The organism is Melghirimyces profundicolus, assembly GCF_003054245.1.
GTDB classification, from domain to species: Bacteria; Bacillota; Bacilli; order Thermoactinomycetales; family DSM-45169; genus Melghirimyces; species Melghirimyces profundicolus.
The window spans coordinates 62,366-80,941 of sequence record NZ_QBKR01000011.1; the positions used below are offsets into that span (position 1 = coordinate 62,366).

The 18,576-nt window shown below is 57.1% G+C and carries 13 protein-coding genes and 1 pseudogene; 2 read left to right on the plus strand and 12 right to left on the minus strand.

The annotated features are described in order from the left end of the window. Positions 1-74: 74 nt before the first annotated feature. From C8P63_RS09280 to C8P63_RS09330, 10 genes and pseudogenes are all read right to left on the minus strand, one after another. Positions 75-3,137, minus strand: a complete 3,063-nt coding sequence (locus C8P63_RS09280; protein ID WP_108023459.1) for an efflux RND transporter permease subunit — start codon at positions 3,135-3,137, stop codon at positions 75-77. A 92-nt stretch (positions 3,138-3,229) separates the two neighbouring features. After that, complete coding sequence (locus tag C8P63_RS09285) at positions 3,230-3,844, minus strand: TetR/AcrR family transcriptional regulator (protein WP_108023461.1); 615 nt, start codon at positions 3,842-3,844, stop codon at positions 3,230-3,232. A 208-nt stretch (positions 3,845-4,052) separates the two neighbouring features. Next, a complete protein-coding gene (locus C8P63_RS09290) occupies positions 4,053-4,538 on the minus strand; it encodes an acyltransferase (protein WP_108023463.1) in 486 nt (161 codons plus the stop codon). After that, entirely contained in the window at positions 4,535-5,203 is a 669-nt protein-coding gene (gene ppaX / locus C8P63_RS09295; RefSeq protein WP_108023465.1) for a pyrophosphatase PpaX, read from the minus strand. The genes C8P63_RS09290 and ppaX overlap by 4 nt, the downstream gene beginning before the upstream one ends. Beyond that, the gene (locus C8P63_RS09300) at positions 5,200-6,156 is read right to left on the minus strand and encodes a nucleoside recognition domain-containing protein (RefSeq protein WP_108023467.1); all 957 of its coding nucleotides are present in this window, start codon (positions 6,154-6,156) and stop codon (positions 5,200-5,202) included. Before C8P63_RS09300 ends, ppaX begins: the two co-directional genes overlap by 4 nt. Beyond that, positions 6,153-7,061, minus strand: a complete 909-nt coding sequence (gene lgt, locus C8P63_RS09305) for a prolipoprotein diacylglyceryl transferase (protein ID WP_108023469.1) — start codon at positions 7,059-7,061, stop codon at positions 6,153-6,155. Before lgt ends, C8P63_RS09300 begins: the two co-directional genes overlap by 4 nt. 262 nt (positions 7,062-7,323) lie before the next feature. Further along, positions 7,324-8,259 carry an HPr(Ser) kinase/phosphatase gene (hprK, locus tag C8P63_RS09310; RefSeq protein ID WP_108023471.1) on the minus strand — a complete coding sequence of 312 codons (936 nt, stop codon included), beginning with the start codon at positions 8,257-8,259 and terminating at the stop codon, positions 7,324-7,326. Positions 8,260-8,320: 61 nt separating this feature from the next. After that, positions 8,321-9,431, minus strand: a pseudogene (locus C8P63_RS09315) (ABC transporter ATP-binding protein). A 111-nt stretch (positions 9,432-9,542) separates the two neighbouring features. Further along, a complete protein-coding gene (locus tag C8P63_RS09320; RefSeq protein ID WP_108023473.1) occupies positions 9,543-10,547 on the minus strand; it encodes a PucR family transcriptional regulator in 1,005 nt (334 codons plus the stop codon). A 293-nt stretch (positions 10,548-10,840) separates the two neighbouring features. After that, positions 10,841-11,188, minus strand: coding sequence for a phage holin family protein (locus C8P63_RS09330; protein WP_108023477.1), 348 nt, complete (start codon positions 11,186-11,188; stop codon positions 10,841-10,843). 145 nt (positions 11,189-11,333) lie between these two features. On the opposite strand from C8P63_RS09330, the gene C8P63_RS09335 reads away from it, so the two are divergent. Beyond that, entirely contained in the window at positions 11,334-12,872 is a 1,539-nt protein-coding gene (locus C8P63_RS09335; protein WP_108023479.1) for a gluconokinase, read from the plus strand. Positions 12,873-12,880: 8 nt separating this feature from the next. Here C8P63_RS09335 and C8P63_RS09340 read toward each other — a convergent pair whose 3' ends face one another. After that, on the minus strand, positions 12,881-13,264 hold the full coding sequence (locus C8P63_RS09340; RefSeq protein WP_108023481.1) for a hypothetical protein: 384 nt from the start codon (positions 13,262-13,264) through the stop codon (positions 12,881-12,883). 28 nt (positions 13,265-13,292) lie between these two features. Further along, positions 13,293-13,715 (minus strand): hypothetical protein, encoded by a 423-nt coding sequence (locus tag C8P63_RS09345; RefSeq protein WP_108023483.1) that lies wholly within the window; start codon positions 13,713-13,715, stop codon positions 13,293-13,295. A 136-nt stretch (positions 13,716-13,851) separates the two neighbouring features. On the opposite strand from C8P63_RS09345, the gene C8P63_RS09350 reads away from it, so the two are divergent. After that, on the plus strand, positions 13,852-18,567 hold the full coding sequence (locus C8P63_RS09350) for a cation-translocating P-type ATPase (RefSeq protein ID WP_245920809.1): 4,716 nt from the start codon (positions 13,852-13,854) through the stop codon (positions 18,565-18,567). The last annotated feature ends 9 nt before the right edge of the window (positions 18,568-18,576 follow it).

Below are 18,576 nucleotides of genomic sequence, written 5' to 3' on the forward strand. Positions count from 1 at the left end.
TCTTCCTTATTTTCGCCTCTTCCTTGGATTCCCCTCCAAAAAAACACCCGGCGGAAACCGGGTGTTGAAAGATTTTACGCCTTTTTCGCTTTCTTCTTCCGACGGGTTTCGGGGTCGAACCAGCTGTAGACCACCGGGATGACCACCAGGGTCAGGAGAGTGCTGGAAAAGAGGCCGCCGATCACGGCGATACCTAAAGGCTGTTGGATTTCCGTCCCTTCCCCCAACCCCAGCGAGAGCGGGATCAGGCCCAACACGGTGGTCGTGGCAGTCATCAGAATCGGTCGGAACCGGATGATCCCCGCCTCCACAATGGCGTCATAGCTGGGAAGTCCCTTGGATTTGAGCCGGTTGATGGTATCCACCAAAACAATGGCGTTGTTGACCACGATGCCCGCGAGGACAATCAGTCCGATCATCGCCGTCACCCCGACCGGCGTTCGGGTCAGGTAGAGGGCAAGGGCCACCCCGATCACCATCAGGGGCAGGGTCAGCATAATCACGAAGGGGTATTTAAAGGATTCGAACTGGGCGGCCAGCACGAGAAAAACGAACAGCACCGCCAGAAATCCGGCCAACCGGAGGTCGTTCAGGGAATCACGGAACAATTCCGCGCTGCCGGTAAAGGAGACTTCCAGCTCCGGTGGCAACATCCGGTCCAGTTTTTCCTTCACATCCCGTTCCACCGTCCCCAGATCCGTTCCGTCATACTGCACTTGGTATTCGATGCTGTCCCGAAGATCGCTCCGGTTGATCGTGATGGGCCCTTCCTCCACCTTCAACTCCGCGACTTCGGAGAGGGGAACGGATGTCCCCCCTTCACGACCGGTCCGGATCGGAAGGTCTTCCAATTGGTCGGGGGATTGGCGGAACTTCTCCTCAAATCGAAGGAACACATCATAGGACCCGCCCTTGCCAAGATCCGCCCGGCTGACCACCTGCCCGCGGGTGGCATCGGAGACAGCAGAGACAACCTGGGCGGGAAGGAGACCGGCTTTCTCCGCTTTTTCCCGGTCCACTTCCACCTTCAGTTCCGGTTTGGTCTCCTTTTCCGAGTCGGAGACTTGCTGGACATAGTCCAGTTCCCGGATGGCGGAAGTAATGTCTTCGGACCAGTCTTTCAGCGTTTCTTTCTTGCCGCTGACGGCAAACTCCAGGGTGTTGGGCTCTCCCGCCGCTTCAAAGGAGGATTGTTCCCGAAGTTCCACTTCGGCTTTCGGGTCGACCGCGGCCAACCGGGGCCTCAATTCATTCATAATCCTTCGGGTCGAGCGGTTCCGCTCCTTTTGACCGACGGTATTGACGTAAATCTGTGCAATGTTCCGCCCGCTCTCGCCAAAGAGGGCGTTTTCATTGTTGGCGGTTCCCATGGAGGCTTGGAAATTTTCGATGTCCGGTTCCTCGTCCAATATTTTTTCGATTTTCGAGGACACTTGTTGGGTTTTCTCCAGTCCGGTACCCGGTGGCATTTTTAACTCCACGATGAAGATTCCCTCATCAGCGGCCGGCAAATATTCGGTACCGACGGTGCGGATCCCGGCCAGCCCCGCCGCCAGTAAAGCGAGAGCGGTCAGAATCACCGTGAAGCGATGGGCCAGAGACCATTTCAACATCCTCCGGAAGGCACGGTAGGTCCGGCGTTCTTCCCGCTGTTTCTTCCAACCGATCTTCGGGGTTTTCATAATCCTGGCCGCAATGACCGGCACGAGGGTGAGAGATACCAGCAGGGACGCAAGCAGGCTGAAAGTGACGGTGAATGCGAATTCCTTGAACAGCTGACCCACGATTCCACTGACGAAAACCACCGGAACAAAAACAAACACCGTGGTCAAGGTGGAAGCGGTGATGGCAGCCGCCACTTCACCGGCCCCTTCCGCCGCCGCCTCTTTCCGGTTTTTACCCGTCTGAAGGTGCCGGTGGATATTTTCGATCACCACGATGGCGTTGTCCACCAACATTCCCACTCCCAGAGCCAAGCCCCCCAGAGTCATGATGTTAAGGCTGAAATCCGCCAAATACATCAGCACAAAGGCCGTGATCACCGAAACCGGGATCGCCACCCCGATGATGAGGGGACTGCGGAAGGACCGGAGGAACAGAAACAGGACCAGCATGGCCAAAACGGCCCCGCCGATCATGGTGGTCCCGACGTTCTTCACCGAACGGTCCACGTATTTCCCCTGATCGAAGATGGTCACCGTTTTGACGTTCAACGTCCGGTTGAGCCGTTCCAGTTCCGCCTGCACGTCTTTGGAAACCTGAGCGGTGTTGGCTCCCGATTGTTTGAAGACATTGATGTTGACACCGGGCTTTCCGTTGGTGCGCGTAATGACGGAACGCTCTTCCTCTTCCAGCCTCACCTCGGCCACGTCCTCCAGCGACACCTTTTCCCGGGTCAGCGGATCGACCGCCACCTGCAGTTCCCGAAAGGCTTTCACACTGGTCAATTCGGAGATCACCCGTGCGGTCAGATCTTTGTCCCCTTTTTCCACGATTCCTCCGGGTTGACTGATATTGGCGGCCTCAATCCGGTCGCGGATGTCCGACTGGGTCAGCCGATATTTTTTCATTTGATCGGCATCCAGCAAAATCCGGATCTGTCGGTCGACCAACCCCGAATCGTCAGCGCTGGCCACCCCCTGCAGCCGGGACAGGGATTGGGTGATTCGGTCCACGTCCTCTTTCAACCCGGCACTATAGGTTCCGTCCTTCACCACGGAGAGTTGCATAATCGGAAAAGTGGAAGGGTCGAATTTAAGAAAATGGGGTGTTTCCACGTCGTCCGGCAACGGGGTTCGATTGATTCGGGAGACGACATCGTTTTGGACCCGGTTGATATCCTGGGACCACTCAAACTCCAGCAAAACCAGAGCCAGCCCCTCCCGGGTCTGGCTCTGAACCCTTTTCAACCCCGCCAGCGTTCCCAGTTCTTTTTCCAGCGGTTGGGTGACTTTCTCCAATACCTCATCCGGATCCGCCCCGGGGTAAGAGGCGATCACGGCTCCCACGGGCGGCTGGATCTCCGGCAACAGATCCATCTGCAGGTTGGCCAGGGAGACAAACCCCATAACCAGAATGATAATCACGGCCACGGTGGTGAACACCGGGCGCCGAATGGCCGCTTGTGCCAGCCACATGCCGATTCCCCCGTTTCATCGGTTTCGTACCGCGTCTTTTTTTTCGAAGATGTTCCATCCGTTTCGGCGTTCAGACCGGATGCACGGTTTCCTTATGTATCCGTGTTTCTGTTCTTCACCAAGCCGTAAAGGGCCAGAGTCACCCACTGGTCCAGCTTCTCTTTGTCAATCATGTTTTCATGGTTGACCGCACCGAACAACACGCTGAAAATGAAGCGCTCACCCAGCTCCGGATCCACAGCGAGTTCCCCTTTCTCCACTCCCTCCCGAAGCAGGGAGCGGATGGGTTTCCACATGCTCTCCTCATACAAAGCGTTCACTTCTGCTTCCCGGTCCGGAAACAGCACCTTGATGTCCCGGGAGATGGTCTGGTGAAAATAACTGTAATCCGGATGCTCCAAGGAAAGGGCGCAGGTTTGTTTCAGGATCCTCCCCAGCCGTTCGGTGACGGAACCCTCGGACCGGGTGATTTCCCCCACCACGTCTTTCCAACGTTGCAGGGTCAAACGAATCAGACTGATGAACACGTCCCGTTTGTCCTTGAAATAATAGTAGATCAGTCCACGGCCCAATCCTGCCCGGCGGGCGATCGCCCCCATCTCTGCACCGTGGTAACCCCGCTCCCGGTAAACACTTACAGCCGCTTCCAGTATCTGTTGAATCCTTTTTTCCCGAATGGCTCTGTTTTGTTCGGGTGATCGCGGCATAAGTCCACCCCCCACCCCTTTTTGTTTTTATTGACAATAATGTCAGGTAAAATTGTATATGGTGATGAAGCAATCTGCAACCGATCCATTTAACAGGGTTGTGAATTTTTTCAAACCCACCCGTCCAACCGTACTTCCTTCCTAGCTTGATCCCTGCTTCCGTTTTCATGCCGCCGGATACAAAAAAACAGCCCGCAGGCTGTTTGGGTTATTTTCTCTCCCGAATGATCCGGACGGGGTTCCCGGCGGCGAGAACACCGGCGGGAATGTCCCGATTCACCAGGGATCCGGCCCCGATCACCGCTCCGTCGCCGATCCGCACCCCCGGCAGAATGGTCGTGTTGGCTCCCACCATCACTGAGTTTCCGATTTCCACATCCCCGAGACGATACTCCTCCACCAGGTATTCGTGGGTGAGGATGGTCGTGTTGTAACCGAGGATCGAATTGGCCCCGATCCGGATGCGTTCGGGATACAGAAGATCCACCATCACCTTGTAAGCAAAGGCGGTCTCGTGTCCGATTTCCATTCCCAGAAACCGCCGGTACAGGACATTTTTCAAGGGAAAAAAAGGCATGAACCGTCCGATCTCGGCTACGAGGACATTCCGGAACACCTTCGGGAAAGGAACGGTCCGGTAGAGTTGCCAGAGGGAGTTGACCCGTTGAACGGGATACCGCTCCGTCCTTCTCATGATCGGCCTCCCCCCGGCACCTCATGGAGCTCCATCACTTCATAGAGGTCCTCCATGCTTTCCAGCATATGATCCGGTTCATGAGCGAGGAGTGCTTGTTTCCCGTGAGCCGACCAGGCCACCCCGGCGGATGCCACGCCCGCGTTTCTCGCGGCGAGGAGGTCGTATTTGGAATCCCCCACCATGAGGGTGGTTTCCGCCCGGGCCCCCAGCCGGTCGAGGGCCAGCCGGATCGGGGAGGCATCCGGTTTGGGTTTATCCGTGTCGCCGAAACAGATCACCGTCTGAAACCACGGCTTCAACCCGCACAGCTTCAGCCCCATTTCCACCGTCAACCGTTGCTTGTTGGATACGACTCCCATCTGGATCCCGACATGGTGAAGGGTGTCCACGACTTCCCGCACTCCCGGAAACGCTTTGACATACCGGTCATGGTGGGCCACGTTATGCTCCCGGTAGGTGCGGACCATCTCATCGGCCTCTTCTTCCCCGCCAAAGCGGACCATCTGATCCCGAAGCGGTTCACCCAGACAGGCCAGCACCTCCTCCTTCCCGTAACGACCGGGACAGTGCTGCTCCAACGTGTGGAGAAAAGAGGCAACGATCAACGGAGTCGTGTGAAGAAGCGTTCCGTCCAGGTCGAACAGCACGGTGCGATAGCTCATGCAACCCCTCCTCCAGCCGCCCGGGAGCGGGAGACGGTGTTACTCGGGCGGGGCCACAACCAAGCGAGAAACAGGGTCAACAAAACCGCCACCCCCAACCGGATCAAGAGAAGCGGCAGCACAGGGATCCCCAGGGGAATGAAAATCAGTGTATCCTCCACCACAGCATGGCAGGCGGCCAAGAACAAAACCATCACCGTCATGTCCCGGCGGGTGAATCCTTTCTCCCGAGCCTGCTCAATGATCACACCGGCTCCCATCGCCAAACCGAAGAGAAGTCCCCCCGCCAAAATAACAGAACCCCGGGTGTCAATTCCGAGCGGACGCATCAGGGGTTTGACCCAACCGGCAAACCGCTCGAGCCAGAGAAGGTCTTTCAATATCTGAATCGCGACCATCAGCGGAAAGACAACGACCGTCATTTGCAATACACCGAAAGCGGCCGTTTCCACCCCTTGCAGGAGCATCCCCGGCCAACCGTCCGGCGGAGTCCCGGAGGGAGGGATCATGCCGTACACCGCCGTTTCGCCCCCTCCCTGCCAGACCCAGTGAATGATACAGGCGGATATCGCCGCCAGGACCATCCGTACGCCCATCACCAGCAGGGAAGGAATACCCACCTTGCGGCAGACCGCCGATTCCACCAACAGATTGTGGGAAAAACTGAGCATCACCGCCAGGATGAACACTTGTTTGACGGTCAAATCCAAGCTCAGTATGGCACCGATGCCCGCGTACAGGTTCAACAGATTCCCCAGCACCAGCGGGATGGCCGCCTCCCCGGGAAGGCCCATCCACGACATGGCCGGGGACAGACCGAGCACAAGCCAGTCGATCAACGATGTAAACTGCAGAATACTGACCAGCAGGGTGACGGGAAAAATCACCTTCCCCAATTCCCAGGAGGTGAGAATCCCGGACCGGACCCCCTGGCGCCACCGGATCCGTCTCAACCCGTAACGCTCTCCTTCGTTTTAAGATAAGGTTCCTTGGCCAGCCCCTTCACCCGGCGGAACACGATCAATGCCAGGCCGGCCAGGACCAGGGACAGACTGACCAACTGGGCGATACGGACATTGCCGCCCGCCATCATTCCCGGTTCAAACAAAACCCTCATCGGGGACCAGAGAGCGTTCAGAATGGAAGCGAGCCACTCCGGACCGTAAAAGGTGAGACTGTCGGTCCGAAGCCCCTCAATGAAGAACCTTCCGAGAGAATACCAGATCAGGTAGGTGAAAAAAATTTCCCCCCGGCGCGGGTTCCACCGTCGAAGCAGAAGGAGCAGAACGAGGCCCGCCACGTTCCAGAGAGATTCATATAAGAAAGTGGGGTGGTAGTAGATTCCTCCGATGTTCATCTGCTCGATCAGCCAGGTCGGGAGGTGCATATCCTCCAAAAACCGTCGGCTGACTTCCCCGCCGTGGGCCTCCTGGTTGATAAAGTTTCCCCAGCGGCCGATCGCCTGCCCCAGGATGATACTGGGAGCGACGATATCCGCCATCTGAAGAAAAGGAACCTCCCTTTTCTTCAAAAAGAAAGAAGCGGCCATCAAGGCGCCGATCAAGCCCCCGTGAATCGCCAGCCCCCCTTTCCAAACCGCGATGATGTCGGAGGGGTTTTGCGAGTAGTACTCCCATTCGAAAGCGACGTAGTAAAGCCGGGCACCCACGATTGCCGCGGGAATCACCCAAATCATCATGTCGAGAAAGAGTTCGCTGTCGAGCCCGTGACGCCGGCCTTCCAAGATGGCGATCCACAGACCGATCAAAACAGCCGTTCCCATGATAACCCCGTACCAGTGGATCTGGATCGGACCGAGGGAGACGGCGACCGGGTCGATTGCCTGTGCAAACAACATCCGTTATTGGCTCCTCCTTTAGAAGCGTTGTGAAAAAGTGAGCGGCAGCATTTACCCAAAGCCGCTCCGGCTGCACTATTTTGGGTAAACGCTTCCCCTTTTCCCGAAACAAACATGAAATCACAACGCATTCAGGTCGACTACCCGAAAAATTCAATACCCATTTTAACCTACTTGGAATGGAAAAGAAACGTGGGGGAAACAACGAATACTACAACGGAAGGGGCGTAACGTAAAAACCCCGCTCGCGCGGAGCAGGGGGTCAATCAAAGTCCTCCGGGTCGTCCAGGCTTTGGTTCAGCTTATCGGCAAAGGATTGGGCGGCATGGTACCCCATTCGCTTCAGTCGGAAGTTCATGGCGGCCACTTCGATGATCACAGCCAGGTTCCGCCCCGGACGGACCGGAACGGTGAGCAGGGGCACTTCACTGTCGATGATCTCCATGCGGTCTTCATCCAGGCCAAGCCGGTCGTATTCCCGGTCCTGCTGCCAGGTTTCCAGGCGGATGACCATGGAAATCCGTTTGTACTCCCGAACCGCCCCGGCGCCGAAGAGGGTCATCACATTGATGATCCCGAGACCCCGGATTTCCAGGAGGTAGCGGATCAGTTCCGGGGCATTCCCCACCAGGTGGTTCTCCTCCGTCTGGCGGATCTCGACGGCATCGTCCGCAACCAGCCGGTGTCCCCGCTTCACCAGCTCCAGAGCGGTTTCGCTTTTTCCGATCCCGCTGCTGCCGATGATCAGCACCCCAACGCCGTATATATCGACCAGAACCCCATGCATGGTGGTGGTGGGCGCCAATCTTTTTTCCAGGTAATTGGTCACTTTGCTTCCGAAGCGGGTAGTGGAAGCGGACGTTCGGAGGATCGGAATCCCTTTTCGTTCCGACGCAGCCAAAAGCTCCTCCGGGACGTCCTGTCCCCGGGTAATGCAAAAGCAGGGCGTCTCCTCATGGCAGAGAAATTCCAACCGCTCCCGCCGGACGGGCTCCGGTAATCGGGAAATAAACGTCAGCTCCGTCCGTCCCATCATTTGAAGGCGTTCCGCCGGATAATAGGTAAAGAAGCCGGCCAGTTCCATCCCGGGCCGGTAAAGATCGCTGGTGACCAATTCCCGGGACAGACCCTCTTCCCCGCCGAGGATCTCCAGTTCAAACTGCTCCGCCAGTTCTTTGACCGTCACCTTTTTTCCCATGGACTTTCCCCCCTTCCTTGTAAAAAAAAGCGGCCAGCGAAACCGGCCGCCCGTAACCGTATCAGAATACCGCTTCTTCCGTCTCCTTGTCAAAAATGTGCCCTTTATTCATGTCCAAGGCCAGAGTCACTTCGTTCCCCGCTTCGAACCGGTTTCGGGCATTCACCCGGGCGGTGACCCATTTATCCGTGATGTTCGACAGGTAGAGGTACATCTCCGAGCCCATGTTTTCCGCCACTTCCACTTTGGCTTTTACTTGACTCTCCGGAGAAGACTCCAGGAAAACCGGCTCATCGTGGATGTCTTCAGGACGGATCCCAAAAATCACTTCTTTGCCCACATACCCTTTTTCACGCAGCGTTTTCGCTTTTCCTTCCGGTATTTTGACATCGAGGTCGCTCCCTTTGAAGTGGACCTTCCCCGCTTCCTCTTCCAGCCGGCCATGGATGAAGTTCATCGAGGGGGAACCGATGAAGCCGGCGACAAAAACGTTGGCCGGGTGGTGATAGATCACGTCCGGGGTGTCCGCCTGTTGAATGACACCGTCTTTCATCACGACGATGCGGTCTCCCATGGTCATCGCTTCCGTCTGGTCCGTGGGTCACGTAGACGACGGTTGTCTGGAGACGCTGGTGCAACTTGCTGATCTCCGTCCGCATCTGCACCCGCAGTTTGGCGTCCAGGTTGGACAGAGGTTCGTCCATCAGGAACACCTGGGGTTCACGCACGATGGCCCGGCCGAGGGCCACCCGCTGGCGCTGACCCCCGGAGAGTGCTTTGGGTTTTCGGTCCAGCAGGTGTTCGATGTCGAGAATTTTGGCCGCTTCCTTTACCCGCTTGTCGATTTCGTCCTTCTTGAATTTCCGAAGCTTCAGGCCGAAGGCCATGTTCTGGTAAACGTTCATATGGGGATACAGGGCGTAGCTCTGGAACACCATGGCGATGTCCCGATCCTTGGGGGGAACGTCGTTGACCAGCCGGTCACCGATGTACAACTCCCCTTCCGAAATTTCTTCCAGTCCGGCGATCATCCGAAGGGTGGTGGATTTCCCGCAACCGGAGGGTCCGACCAGAACCAGAAACTCCTGATCTTTGATATGCAGGTCAAAGTCGGAAACAGCCGTGACGTCCCCATACCGTTTGTAGATGTGGCTCAGTTTGACTTCAGCCATGATGAAACCCCTTTCCTCCATCGTTTGGGTTCATTGTAACCCAGTCGACGGGGGGGCTCCATGGCCAAACCGACCAAAAAAGGAGGGCCCGTTTTGGGCGGTTTGCCCACATCAGCCCAGTCGGCGGGTCAAAAGAAGGGCAAGCCGGATCCTGAGCGCATCTTCAAACCGGCGCGCATCCAGTCCGGTGTCCTGTTTCAGCCTGTCCAGCCGGTAAATCAGGGTGTTCCGGTGGATAAACAACCGACGCGCGGTTTCGCTTACGTTCAGGTTCTGACGGAGAAACACGTCCAACATCTCCCGTACTTCGGAATCCTCCCAGAAAGGAACCGGGGAGATTTCTTCCAAAAAGCGCCCCGCCCGGTCCGAGCCGACGGGTTCCAGGAGTTTCTCCAGGGTGAACTGCCAGGTGGTGTAAACCGGACCCCCAGGGTGGTAGGCCTTTCCCATCCGGTAAGCTTCCCGCATCGTATGGAGCACCCGGGGCAGTCTCTCCACTTCCCGGACCGGGGGATGGACCACCACCGTCACATCTTCCCCGGCCTCGGTGGTCACGACTTCAGCCATGCCCAGGGCGGCCTCTTCCAACCCTTTTTCCCATTCTCCCCCGGCATCCGGGCCGATCAGAAAGGTACAGGGGACCAGAACGAGGAGCTCCGCCCGGTTGATCGGAACGAGCCAGGCCTGATGGTCGAAGTAGGTTCTCAGCACCCGGTCCAGTCCGCTTTCCGTTTCATCGTAGGCGCCAAGGTGAACGACGAAAAACGGAACCCTGTCTTCCCAGGCCAACTGATGGACCGCCGGGGGAGGAACCCGCGGTCCTTCCAGAAACTCCGCCTGTTGCAGCCATCGGGCCAGGGCGGCGAGGGGGTTGTTTTTTCCGCTTTCTCCGACCCGTCCCTCCCGTTCCACCCCCTGTTTCAGAATCAGGCATATCAAGGCTTCCTCTCTGGACGTGAGGGAATCCCCTCCTTCCACTGCCAACCGGTATCGCCCGTCCACGTGAAAGACCCGTTCTCCGGCATCGGCCGCCGATTCTCCGACCTCGATCCGCACTTTTTTCCCCAGGGCGTTCTCCAGGTTGCGCGCCAACCCGATCAGTTCCGGATATTCCAACCGTCTCGACTCCCTCTGATCTGCATGGGTTTCCGTATTCCCATTCTACACGGAAAACCGGAAGAGACCAAACGGGTCAGGGCTGTTGTTTCTCCGGAAGCCTTGTGAAAAAAGGGAGCGGCGGTGACGGCGGATGCAACACAGAGAAGCTTTTGCCCCTGAACGCCCTTGCTGGCGGATTTTCCGCCGGTCTGAACAGTGTTTCGGGTCAACGCTTTCCCTTCTTCGGAACCGGACCATCCATCACAACACTTCCAGTAAAAAAACCGCCCCCGAGGGGCGGCTGGTTCCGGTCAGGTCCGGAGTCCCTTCCAGATCCCGTTCAACAGCCAGGAGATGACGCTGACCAAGATCGAGCCGAGAAGAGCCCCCAGGAACCCTTCCACCTCAAATCCGCTCACCAGTGCTCCGGTCAGCCAGAACAGCAATGCGTTCAACACAAAGATAAAAAGCCCCAGGGTCAGAAGCGAAATCGGCAAAGTGAGAAAAACCAGCACGGGTCTGACAAACGTATTGATCAATCCCAGAATCAATGCCACCATCAGCGCCGTCCCGAACCCTTCCACATCGATTTGGGGAATCACCTGGGAGGCGATCAATACGGCGAGCGCGTTGAGCAACAGTCGGACAATGATACCCATCCGGGCCCCTCCTTCCAAATTGAGTCGCTTACCATTGTATATTACCCCGCCGGCAGATGGACACACGCATTTGTTTTGAAATGCCGGTTCCTCTATAATGACCCTGTATCACCGCCGACTCGGCTCAAGGAAACGGGGGAAATGGATGAGAGAAAGAGACATCGTCATCGGCCTGGACATCGGCACCACAAGCACCAAAGCCGTGGTGTTCGACTCCGGAGGGAACATCCGGGGGGCAAAAAGTGTCGGATACCCCTTGCATCGGCCACAGCCCCTGTGGGCTGAACAGGATCCCGACGACATCCTGGAAGCCGCCTGCCGTGCGATTCGGGAGGCGATGGAGCGCTCGGGGACCGCACCGGAAAGCGTGGCGGCCGTGGGCATCAGCTCTGCCATGCACTCCCTGCTGGCGGTGGACGGATCCGGCCGGCCGCTGACCCCCATCATCACTTGGGCGGACCTCCGAAGCGGGGAGATTTCCCGTCGACTCCGCCAAACGGACACGGGTCGGGGGATCTACCGGCGCACCGGTACCCCGGTCCATCCGATGGCCCCGCTGTCCAAGCTGATCTGGATGCGAAAGGAAGCCGCCGATCCGTTCGCACAGGCAGAGCGCTGGATTTCCATCAAGGAATACCTTATTTCCCGTTGGTTTTCGCAATACGTGGTGGATACCTCCATTGCATCGGCGACGGGCCTTCTCAACCTGGAAACACTGGACTGGGACAAAGAGGCGCTTGAACTGGCAGGGATCCGGCGGGAACAGTTGTCCCGGATCGTCCCGTCCACATTTGTGCTTGAAGGGATGGTTCCCCGATGGGCCGAGCGAATGGGACTGTCCCCGGACACCCCTTGGGTGGTGGGGGCCGGTGACGGCGTGCTGGCCAATCTCGGTGTGGGTGCGGTCCGGCCGGGGGAAGCCGCGATTACGATCGGGACCAGCGGAGCTTTTCGGACGGTCACGAACCGCCCGGTTACCGACCCCCATTCCCGGACCTTTTGTTACGCGCTGGCGGAGGGATTCTGGGTGGCCGGGGGTGCCACCAACAACGGAGGCATCCTTCTCCGCTGGCTGAACGAGGGTTTTTTCCACGACGAAGAGGAGGTCGCCGACCCCGTTTTGAAGGAGGCGTCCTTGGAACAGACGGCCCGGCTGGCGGAAAGCGTCCCTCCCGGAGCGGAAGGACTGCTTTTCCACCCCTTTCTGTCGGGGGAACGGGCTCCCTGGTGGAACCCGGACGCCCGGGGAATGTTTTTTGGCATCGGCATGCATCACCGGAAAGAACACTTCGTCCGTGCGGTGTTGGAGGGAGTCTGTTTCAGCATCTTTTCCATCGGCAAAGCACTGGAAGAACTGACGGGGCCGGCTTCCGATATTCGAATATCAGGCGGATTTGTCCGCTTCCCCCTTTGGCCCCGAATCCTGTGTGACATACTGGGGCGGGAACTGCAAGTCCCCGAAACGGAAGAAGCCTCCGCCGCCGGCGCCGCTTACCTGGCCCTTTTCGCTGTCGGGAAGGTTCGCTCCCTCGACGGGATCCGGAACTGGACCCGGATCCGACAACATTTGAAGCCGGATCTCTCCCAACAAAAAATCTACCGGGAACGGTATGAGGTCTATGAGCGGTTGTACAGAAAACTGGAAGACGAATACAGGGAGATCGCCCAATTTCATTCAAAATGACGGGTGGTTCACCGCCTCAACAGCCATTCCTCCGAAAGGAATGGCTGTTGTTCATGATGGAACCGCCGCTTGCTCAACCGGTGGTTCCCGGTCGCCGTATCGGATCGGTTGAACGATTCAGTGGCTGTCTCCCCGATCCAATGACCCAACCGGTCCCCAATCATGCCCCCGGCCATCATTCCCAACGTCGTTCCGATCCCTGGAAGCAGTAACGTTCCGAGCAGAGCCCCATACTCCACCCCGAACACCAAACCGGTCGCACCGGTGACATTCCCCACCGTTTTGGAAGTGTAACGGGTTGAGTCCATTTCACCCTTCATATACAAACGGGTATCCTGCCATTGTGAAACCCCTCCGGCCAACACACCGGCCCAAATGGAACTTTTTTTCATTTTGTGTCCCCCTTTCCCGATCCCGGGTTCAATCTTTTTGGTCCGGATTCTCCGGCTGATGGGCCATTTCCCGTCGCAACCGATCGATCTCCTGTTGTTGTTGCTCGATCCGTTCTTTCAGAGACTGAATCATGTGGGTGGTCTCATTGGAATCATCCGGGGGATTCACCTCTTTCTCCTCCTGCCGGGAGTCATCCCCTGTTGTTTCCTCGGCCCTTTCATTGTCAGCAGGGAAACCAAAAGCGGAGAGGTCGAGCTCCACCCCCTCCCCCTCTCCCCTCCGATCCTTCCACTCCCTCATCCGATCGGCCAAATCCAATGAAGCAGCCGTCCCTTTCACCAGAAGCCGTCGTCCCGTCCGCCGAACCTGTGGAGACAATGCCAGCACGGCGGCTCCGACCACCACGAGCCCCAGAGGGGAGCGAATATCCATGACTTTTTTAAGATCCATAAACCGAGTCCTCCTGTCATCCAAATCTAAAAAAAAGAGTCCCCCAAACGGGCGGATTCATGTACGAATTTCACCGGTATAATTTTGGGACACAGAGACAGTCTATTCCTTGTACTTTTACGATGAGGTGTTGCAGGTGTCAGTTGACGAACGGAAAGTCCGGTGGCTGCCCGGAAGGGTTCGTATACAATTGGCGGGTTTGAAAGGCAGTCACTTGGCCGCTGAAACATTGAAAAAAAGACTGGAGAGCCACCCGGGCATTCGTTCAGTCCATCTGTGCCCCCGGACGGGAAGAGCCCTCATCCATTACTGCACCCGTCAGATGACGGGAGAGGCCATCTTTCAACTGTTGATGTCCGTTGAGGATGAGTGGCTGCGGGAAGAAATGGACGCTTCTCACAAGACCGGGAAGCCGGCTTCCCAAACCGATACCGACCCGGGCACGGAACCGGCAGCATCTCCGGCCCCGGCAGCCACTCCGGCTCTGGTGGAAGCAGCCGCCACTCGGGAGATGCGACACCCTCTTCCTGTTATTCCCGAGAGGTTTCGGCGGTTGCCGAAAATCTCCCCTTACGATCCGGACCGGGGAAAGACAACCGACCGCCCTCCCCTTCCCCTGATTCTGACCCTTGGAGGGCTGACGGGTTTGGCGGTGAAGCAGGCTTGGATGGGAAAGTCAGCTCTGGCCCGAAGTCCGCTTCCGTTTTATCTGTCCGGAGCCCTGTCGGTCATGACGGGATATCCCTTTCTAAGAAGAGGGATACGGAAACTCACCCAAAAACGGGGGATCAGCTCGGATTTGGTGTTGGGAGCCGGAGCGCTGGCACTGGCGTTGGTTCGCGAAAATCTGGTGGTCCTCGCCGGACTGGGCATCCTTCAATTTATCGACTGGAAGCATCGGAGAATGGCCGGTGAAACCGACGATAACGAAGAAGAGTACATCGATCCGGAAATCCGCCGGTACGCGGAAAAGAGCAGCCGTTTCGGCAGTCTCCTGGCCGGTGCCACCCTGGCCCTGACCCGGGACCCGATGAGAGGATTGGCGGTTCTGTTGGCCTCCAATCCCCGCACGGCAACCGTCTCCTGCATTCCTGCCTGGAAGCGTGCGGAATGGACGGTGAAAAAAGCAGGGTGGGAGATTCCCGATCAAGGATCTCTTCCACGTCTCGCTCATACACGGACCGTTCTTTTCGAAGATGACACGCTGCTGTTCCGCTCCCGTGACCCAAAGGTGTATTGCATCACGGATGGATCGGAAACGGAAGAAAAAGTCTGGCGCCAGGCCGCTTCTCTTTTGAAGAAGTCGGATCACGACTGGAAGTTGAAGATTTTGGAAAAAGCAGGGGAATCCGGACGGACCATTCGAACCGCCTTCCAAATGCAAGAGTCGAATTCAGGCGTTTCCGGGCAGATCAACCAACAGGAATTCCGACTGGGCAGTCTGGAGCAATTGGAGAAGAGCGGAGTTCAGTGTGAAAACTTGAGGCTGAATGCTCGCCGCCTGTTGCGAAAGGGGAACCGGGTGGAACTGTTGGCCCGGAAAACAGGGAAGGAATTCCGCGTCATTGCTCTCTTCTATCAGAAACAAGAGCAATTGAATCCCGACCTGGTCCCTCTGCTCCGGGAACTCCAGGAGAGGAAGGTGGAGTTGGGGGTTCTCCGTCTTCGGTCGGTCTCTGAACAAACCTTGGTCTCTCACGGCTTGGATCCTCGCTGGGCTTCACTCAAAAGGAAGACCATTCAGCATAAAATCCGGGAGGAAGATAAACAAAACCGGGAAACCTTGCTGGTCTGTTCGGACCGTCCCGAGAGCCTTGCCATTTCCCTCATTCATGAGGGAGTTCCCTGGATTCACATCAACCGCCTGTCAGGGCTTCTTCCGGCACTCAAACTGGCAGTGGAAACGCAAGAAAAAGTGAGTTCCCACTTCCGGTTCTCCCGCCTTTGGAACATGATCGGTACCGTCTTGGCTCTGCCCTTCCGGATGAGCGCCCTGACCATTAACCTGATCGCGGATGCCCTTTCACTTTTCTTCATCTCCAGAGTGAGCCGGGAGCCCCTGCCGTTTCTCCGGACCCATAAGGAAGAGGTTCAGGCGTTGAAAGAAGTATCGGCAACGGCGGAATCCGCACTGCCTTCCTCCGATCAAGCTCCCGAATGGCACAGCCTGACAGCCCGGGAAGTCCTGCACCGCCTCCAAGTCGACCAAAAGCAGGGACTCGATCTGAACCGGGTGAAGGAACGACGGGAAAGGTTCGGGTCCAACCGATTGCAGACCCGGAAACCCACACCGTGGATGGTCACTTACCTGGAGCAGTTCAAAGAGTTTTCCACCTTGCTGTTACTGGGGACAACCACTCTCTCGTTCCTGACCGGCGACCTTTTTCACGGTATCGCCATGAGTGTGATCCTGTTGGCCAATGCCGCCGTTGGGGCGATTCAGGAACGGAAAGCGGAAAAAGTCGTGGAGCGGTTGAATGAGTATCAACCTCCCGTCTGTCGCGTTGTCCGCGGGGGCAAAACCGCGGACGTCTCCGGGGACGAACTGGTTCCCGGAGATGTGGTCCATCTGGAGGCCGGTGACCGTGTCCCCGCGGATCTGCGGTTACTTCTCTCCTGGGATCTCGAGGTGAATGAGTCCATTTTGACGGGAGAGTCGGCCTCCGTACTGAAAAATCCGGAACCTGTCGATCCGGACTGCCCTTTGTCCGACCGCACCAACATGTTGTTCATGGGCACCAATGTCAACCGGGGGAAAGGAATCGGAGTGGTGGTCAACACCGGCCCCCGGACAGAAATGGGACGCTTGGTTTCCTTTACGAAAAAGGAAAAGCAGGTGACCCCACTCCAGGAACGGGTCACTTCCATCAGCAAAACCTTTGTCAAAGGCGCCCTGATGGTGGCGGGAGTCGTTTTTGCCGCCGGTTTTATCCGGGGAGTCCCGATTGCACAAATGGTGGGAACCTCCGTCGCTTTAGCGGCATCCGCGATTCCGGAAGGTTTGCCGGTGACGGTGACCATCGCCCTCAGCGCGGGTATTTTCCGGATGGCGAAAAAGAGCGTCCTGATCCGTCGTCTCTCCGCCTTGGAGACGCTTGGACGAACGACGGTGGTCTGCAGCGACAAAACAGGCACGCTCACCCAAAATGAAATGACCGTAAAAAAAGTGTTGACCGTCGAAGGGGAGTGGCACGTTGAAGGAAACGGTTATCAACCGGATGGAGAGATTCGTACTCCGGACGGGAAAAAAGCGGATGCCCTCTCCCAGCCGGAACTGACGCGTCTTCTGGATGCAGCGCTTTTGTGCAACAACTCGGAGTTGACCGAACAAGAAGGACACCGGATCGTCAAAGGGGATCCCACGGAAGGCGCGCTGATCACCCTGGCGGAAAAAGCCGGAATCAAACACCATCCGGATACCTGGGAACGGGTCCATGAAATCCCCTTTGATTCTTCCCACGGCCGGATGAGCGTTGTCTGTCAGGAACACAAAAAAAATTGCTACCTGTTCACCAAGGGAAGTACAGAGGCCGTCCTTGAACGGTGCGCCGCCTATCAAGTCAACGGAGATGTTCTTCCTTTGACCGACGAAGTGAAAAAACGGATCCAACAACGGAACGAATCCCTTGCATCCCAAGCCATGCGTGTGCTCTCTTTTGCGTATGCCAAACGGGATGAAACCATAAGCAAAGAGGACCGGGATCTCATTTTCCTGGGCATGGTGGGAATGATCGACCCCCCGAAACCCGGGGTCGCGGAGAGTATCCAACATGCCAAAAACATGGGGGTTCGTCCGGTCATGATCACCGGGGACCATCCCCTGACTGCCAACGCCATTGCCCATCAAATCGGACTGGGCAACGGGGAGACTCATGCAGTAACCGGGAAAGATCTGGATCAAATGTCCGACGAAGAATTGGAACGGGAGATTTCCCGGGTTCACATTTTTGCCCGTGTCACTCCCCAACACAAACTTCGGATCGTGGAGGCCTACCGGAAACAAGGACACGTGGTTGCCATGACCGGCGACGGGGTGAACGACGTCCCGGCCATTCAACAGGCGGATGTGGGAATCGCCATGGGGAAGACCGGGACGGAAGTAACCAAAGAATCCGCGGATATGGTTCTGGTGAATGACGGGTTTGCTTCCATTGTTGAAGGGGTGAAAGAAGGAAGAACCATCATCGGCAATATAAGGAAAGCCCTGGGTTGTCTCTTGACCGGCAACCTGGCGGAGATCCTGGTCACCGGAATCGCTGTGATCGCGGGATTGCCGATTCCCCTGATCCCCATTCAAATTCTGCTGATGAACCTGATGACGGATGCCCTTCCGGCAATGGTGTTGGCGGTCAACCCCGGGCAACGCAACCAAGCGACTGAGGAGAAAGACATCGTCGACCGGGATCTGTACCGGAAGGTGATCACCCGCGGCACCTTGCTGGGAGTTGGATCCTTGGGGCTGTTCATCGCCCACCTGGTCAAAGGAGCCCCCCTTTTGACCGCCCAAACCGTGGCTTTTGCCACCCTGGTGTTGGGCCAAATGTTCCAGACCCTTTCGTGGAGGCAGGAAGGTTCGTCAGCGCAGGAAAACCGGGAGGCGATCGGAGACGGGTTCAAAGACCGCTTCCTTGCCGGAGCCATGGGTATCTCGGTTTTGACACTGCTTGCCGTGATGTATGTGCCGCCGCTTTCCCGAATCCTGCAAACCACTCCGATCGCATTGAGAAGCTGGGGGCCGATTTTGTTGGTATCCGGGCTGGTGTCCAAGGTGTCGGATCCGCTTCTGGCCTTCATGAAAGGATTGGAGAGGGCCCAAGTGGCGAAAGAAAGGGCTTTGCCCGTCACAGCCTGATGATGACCC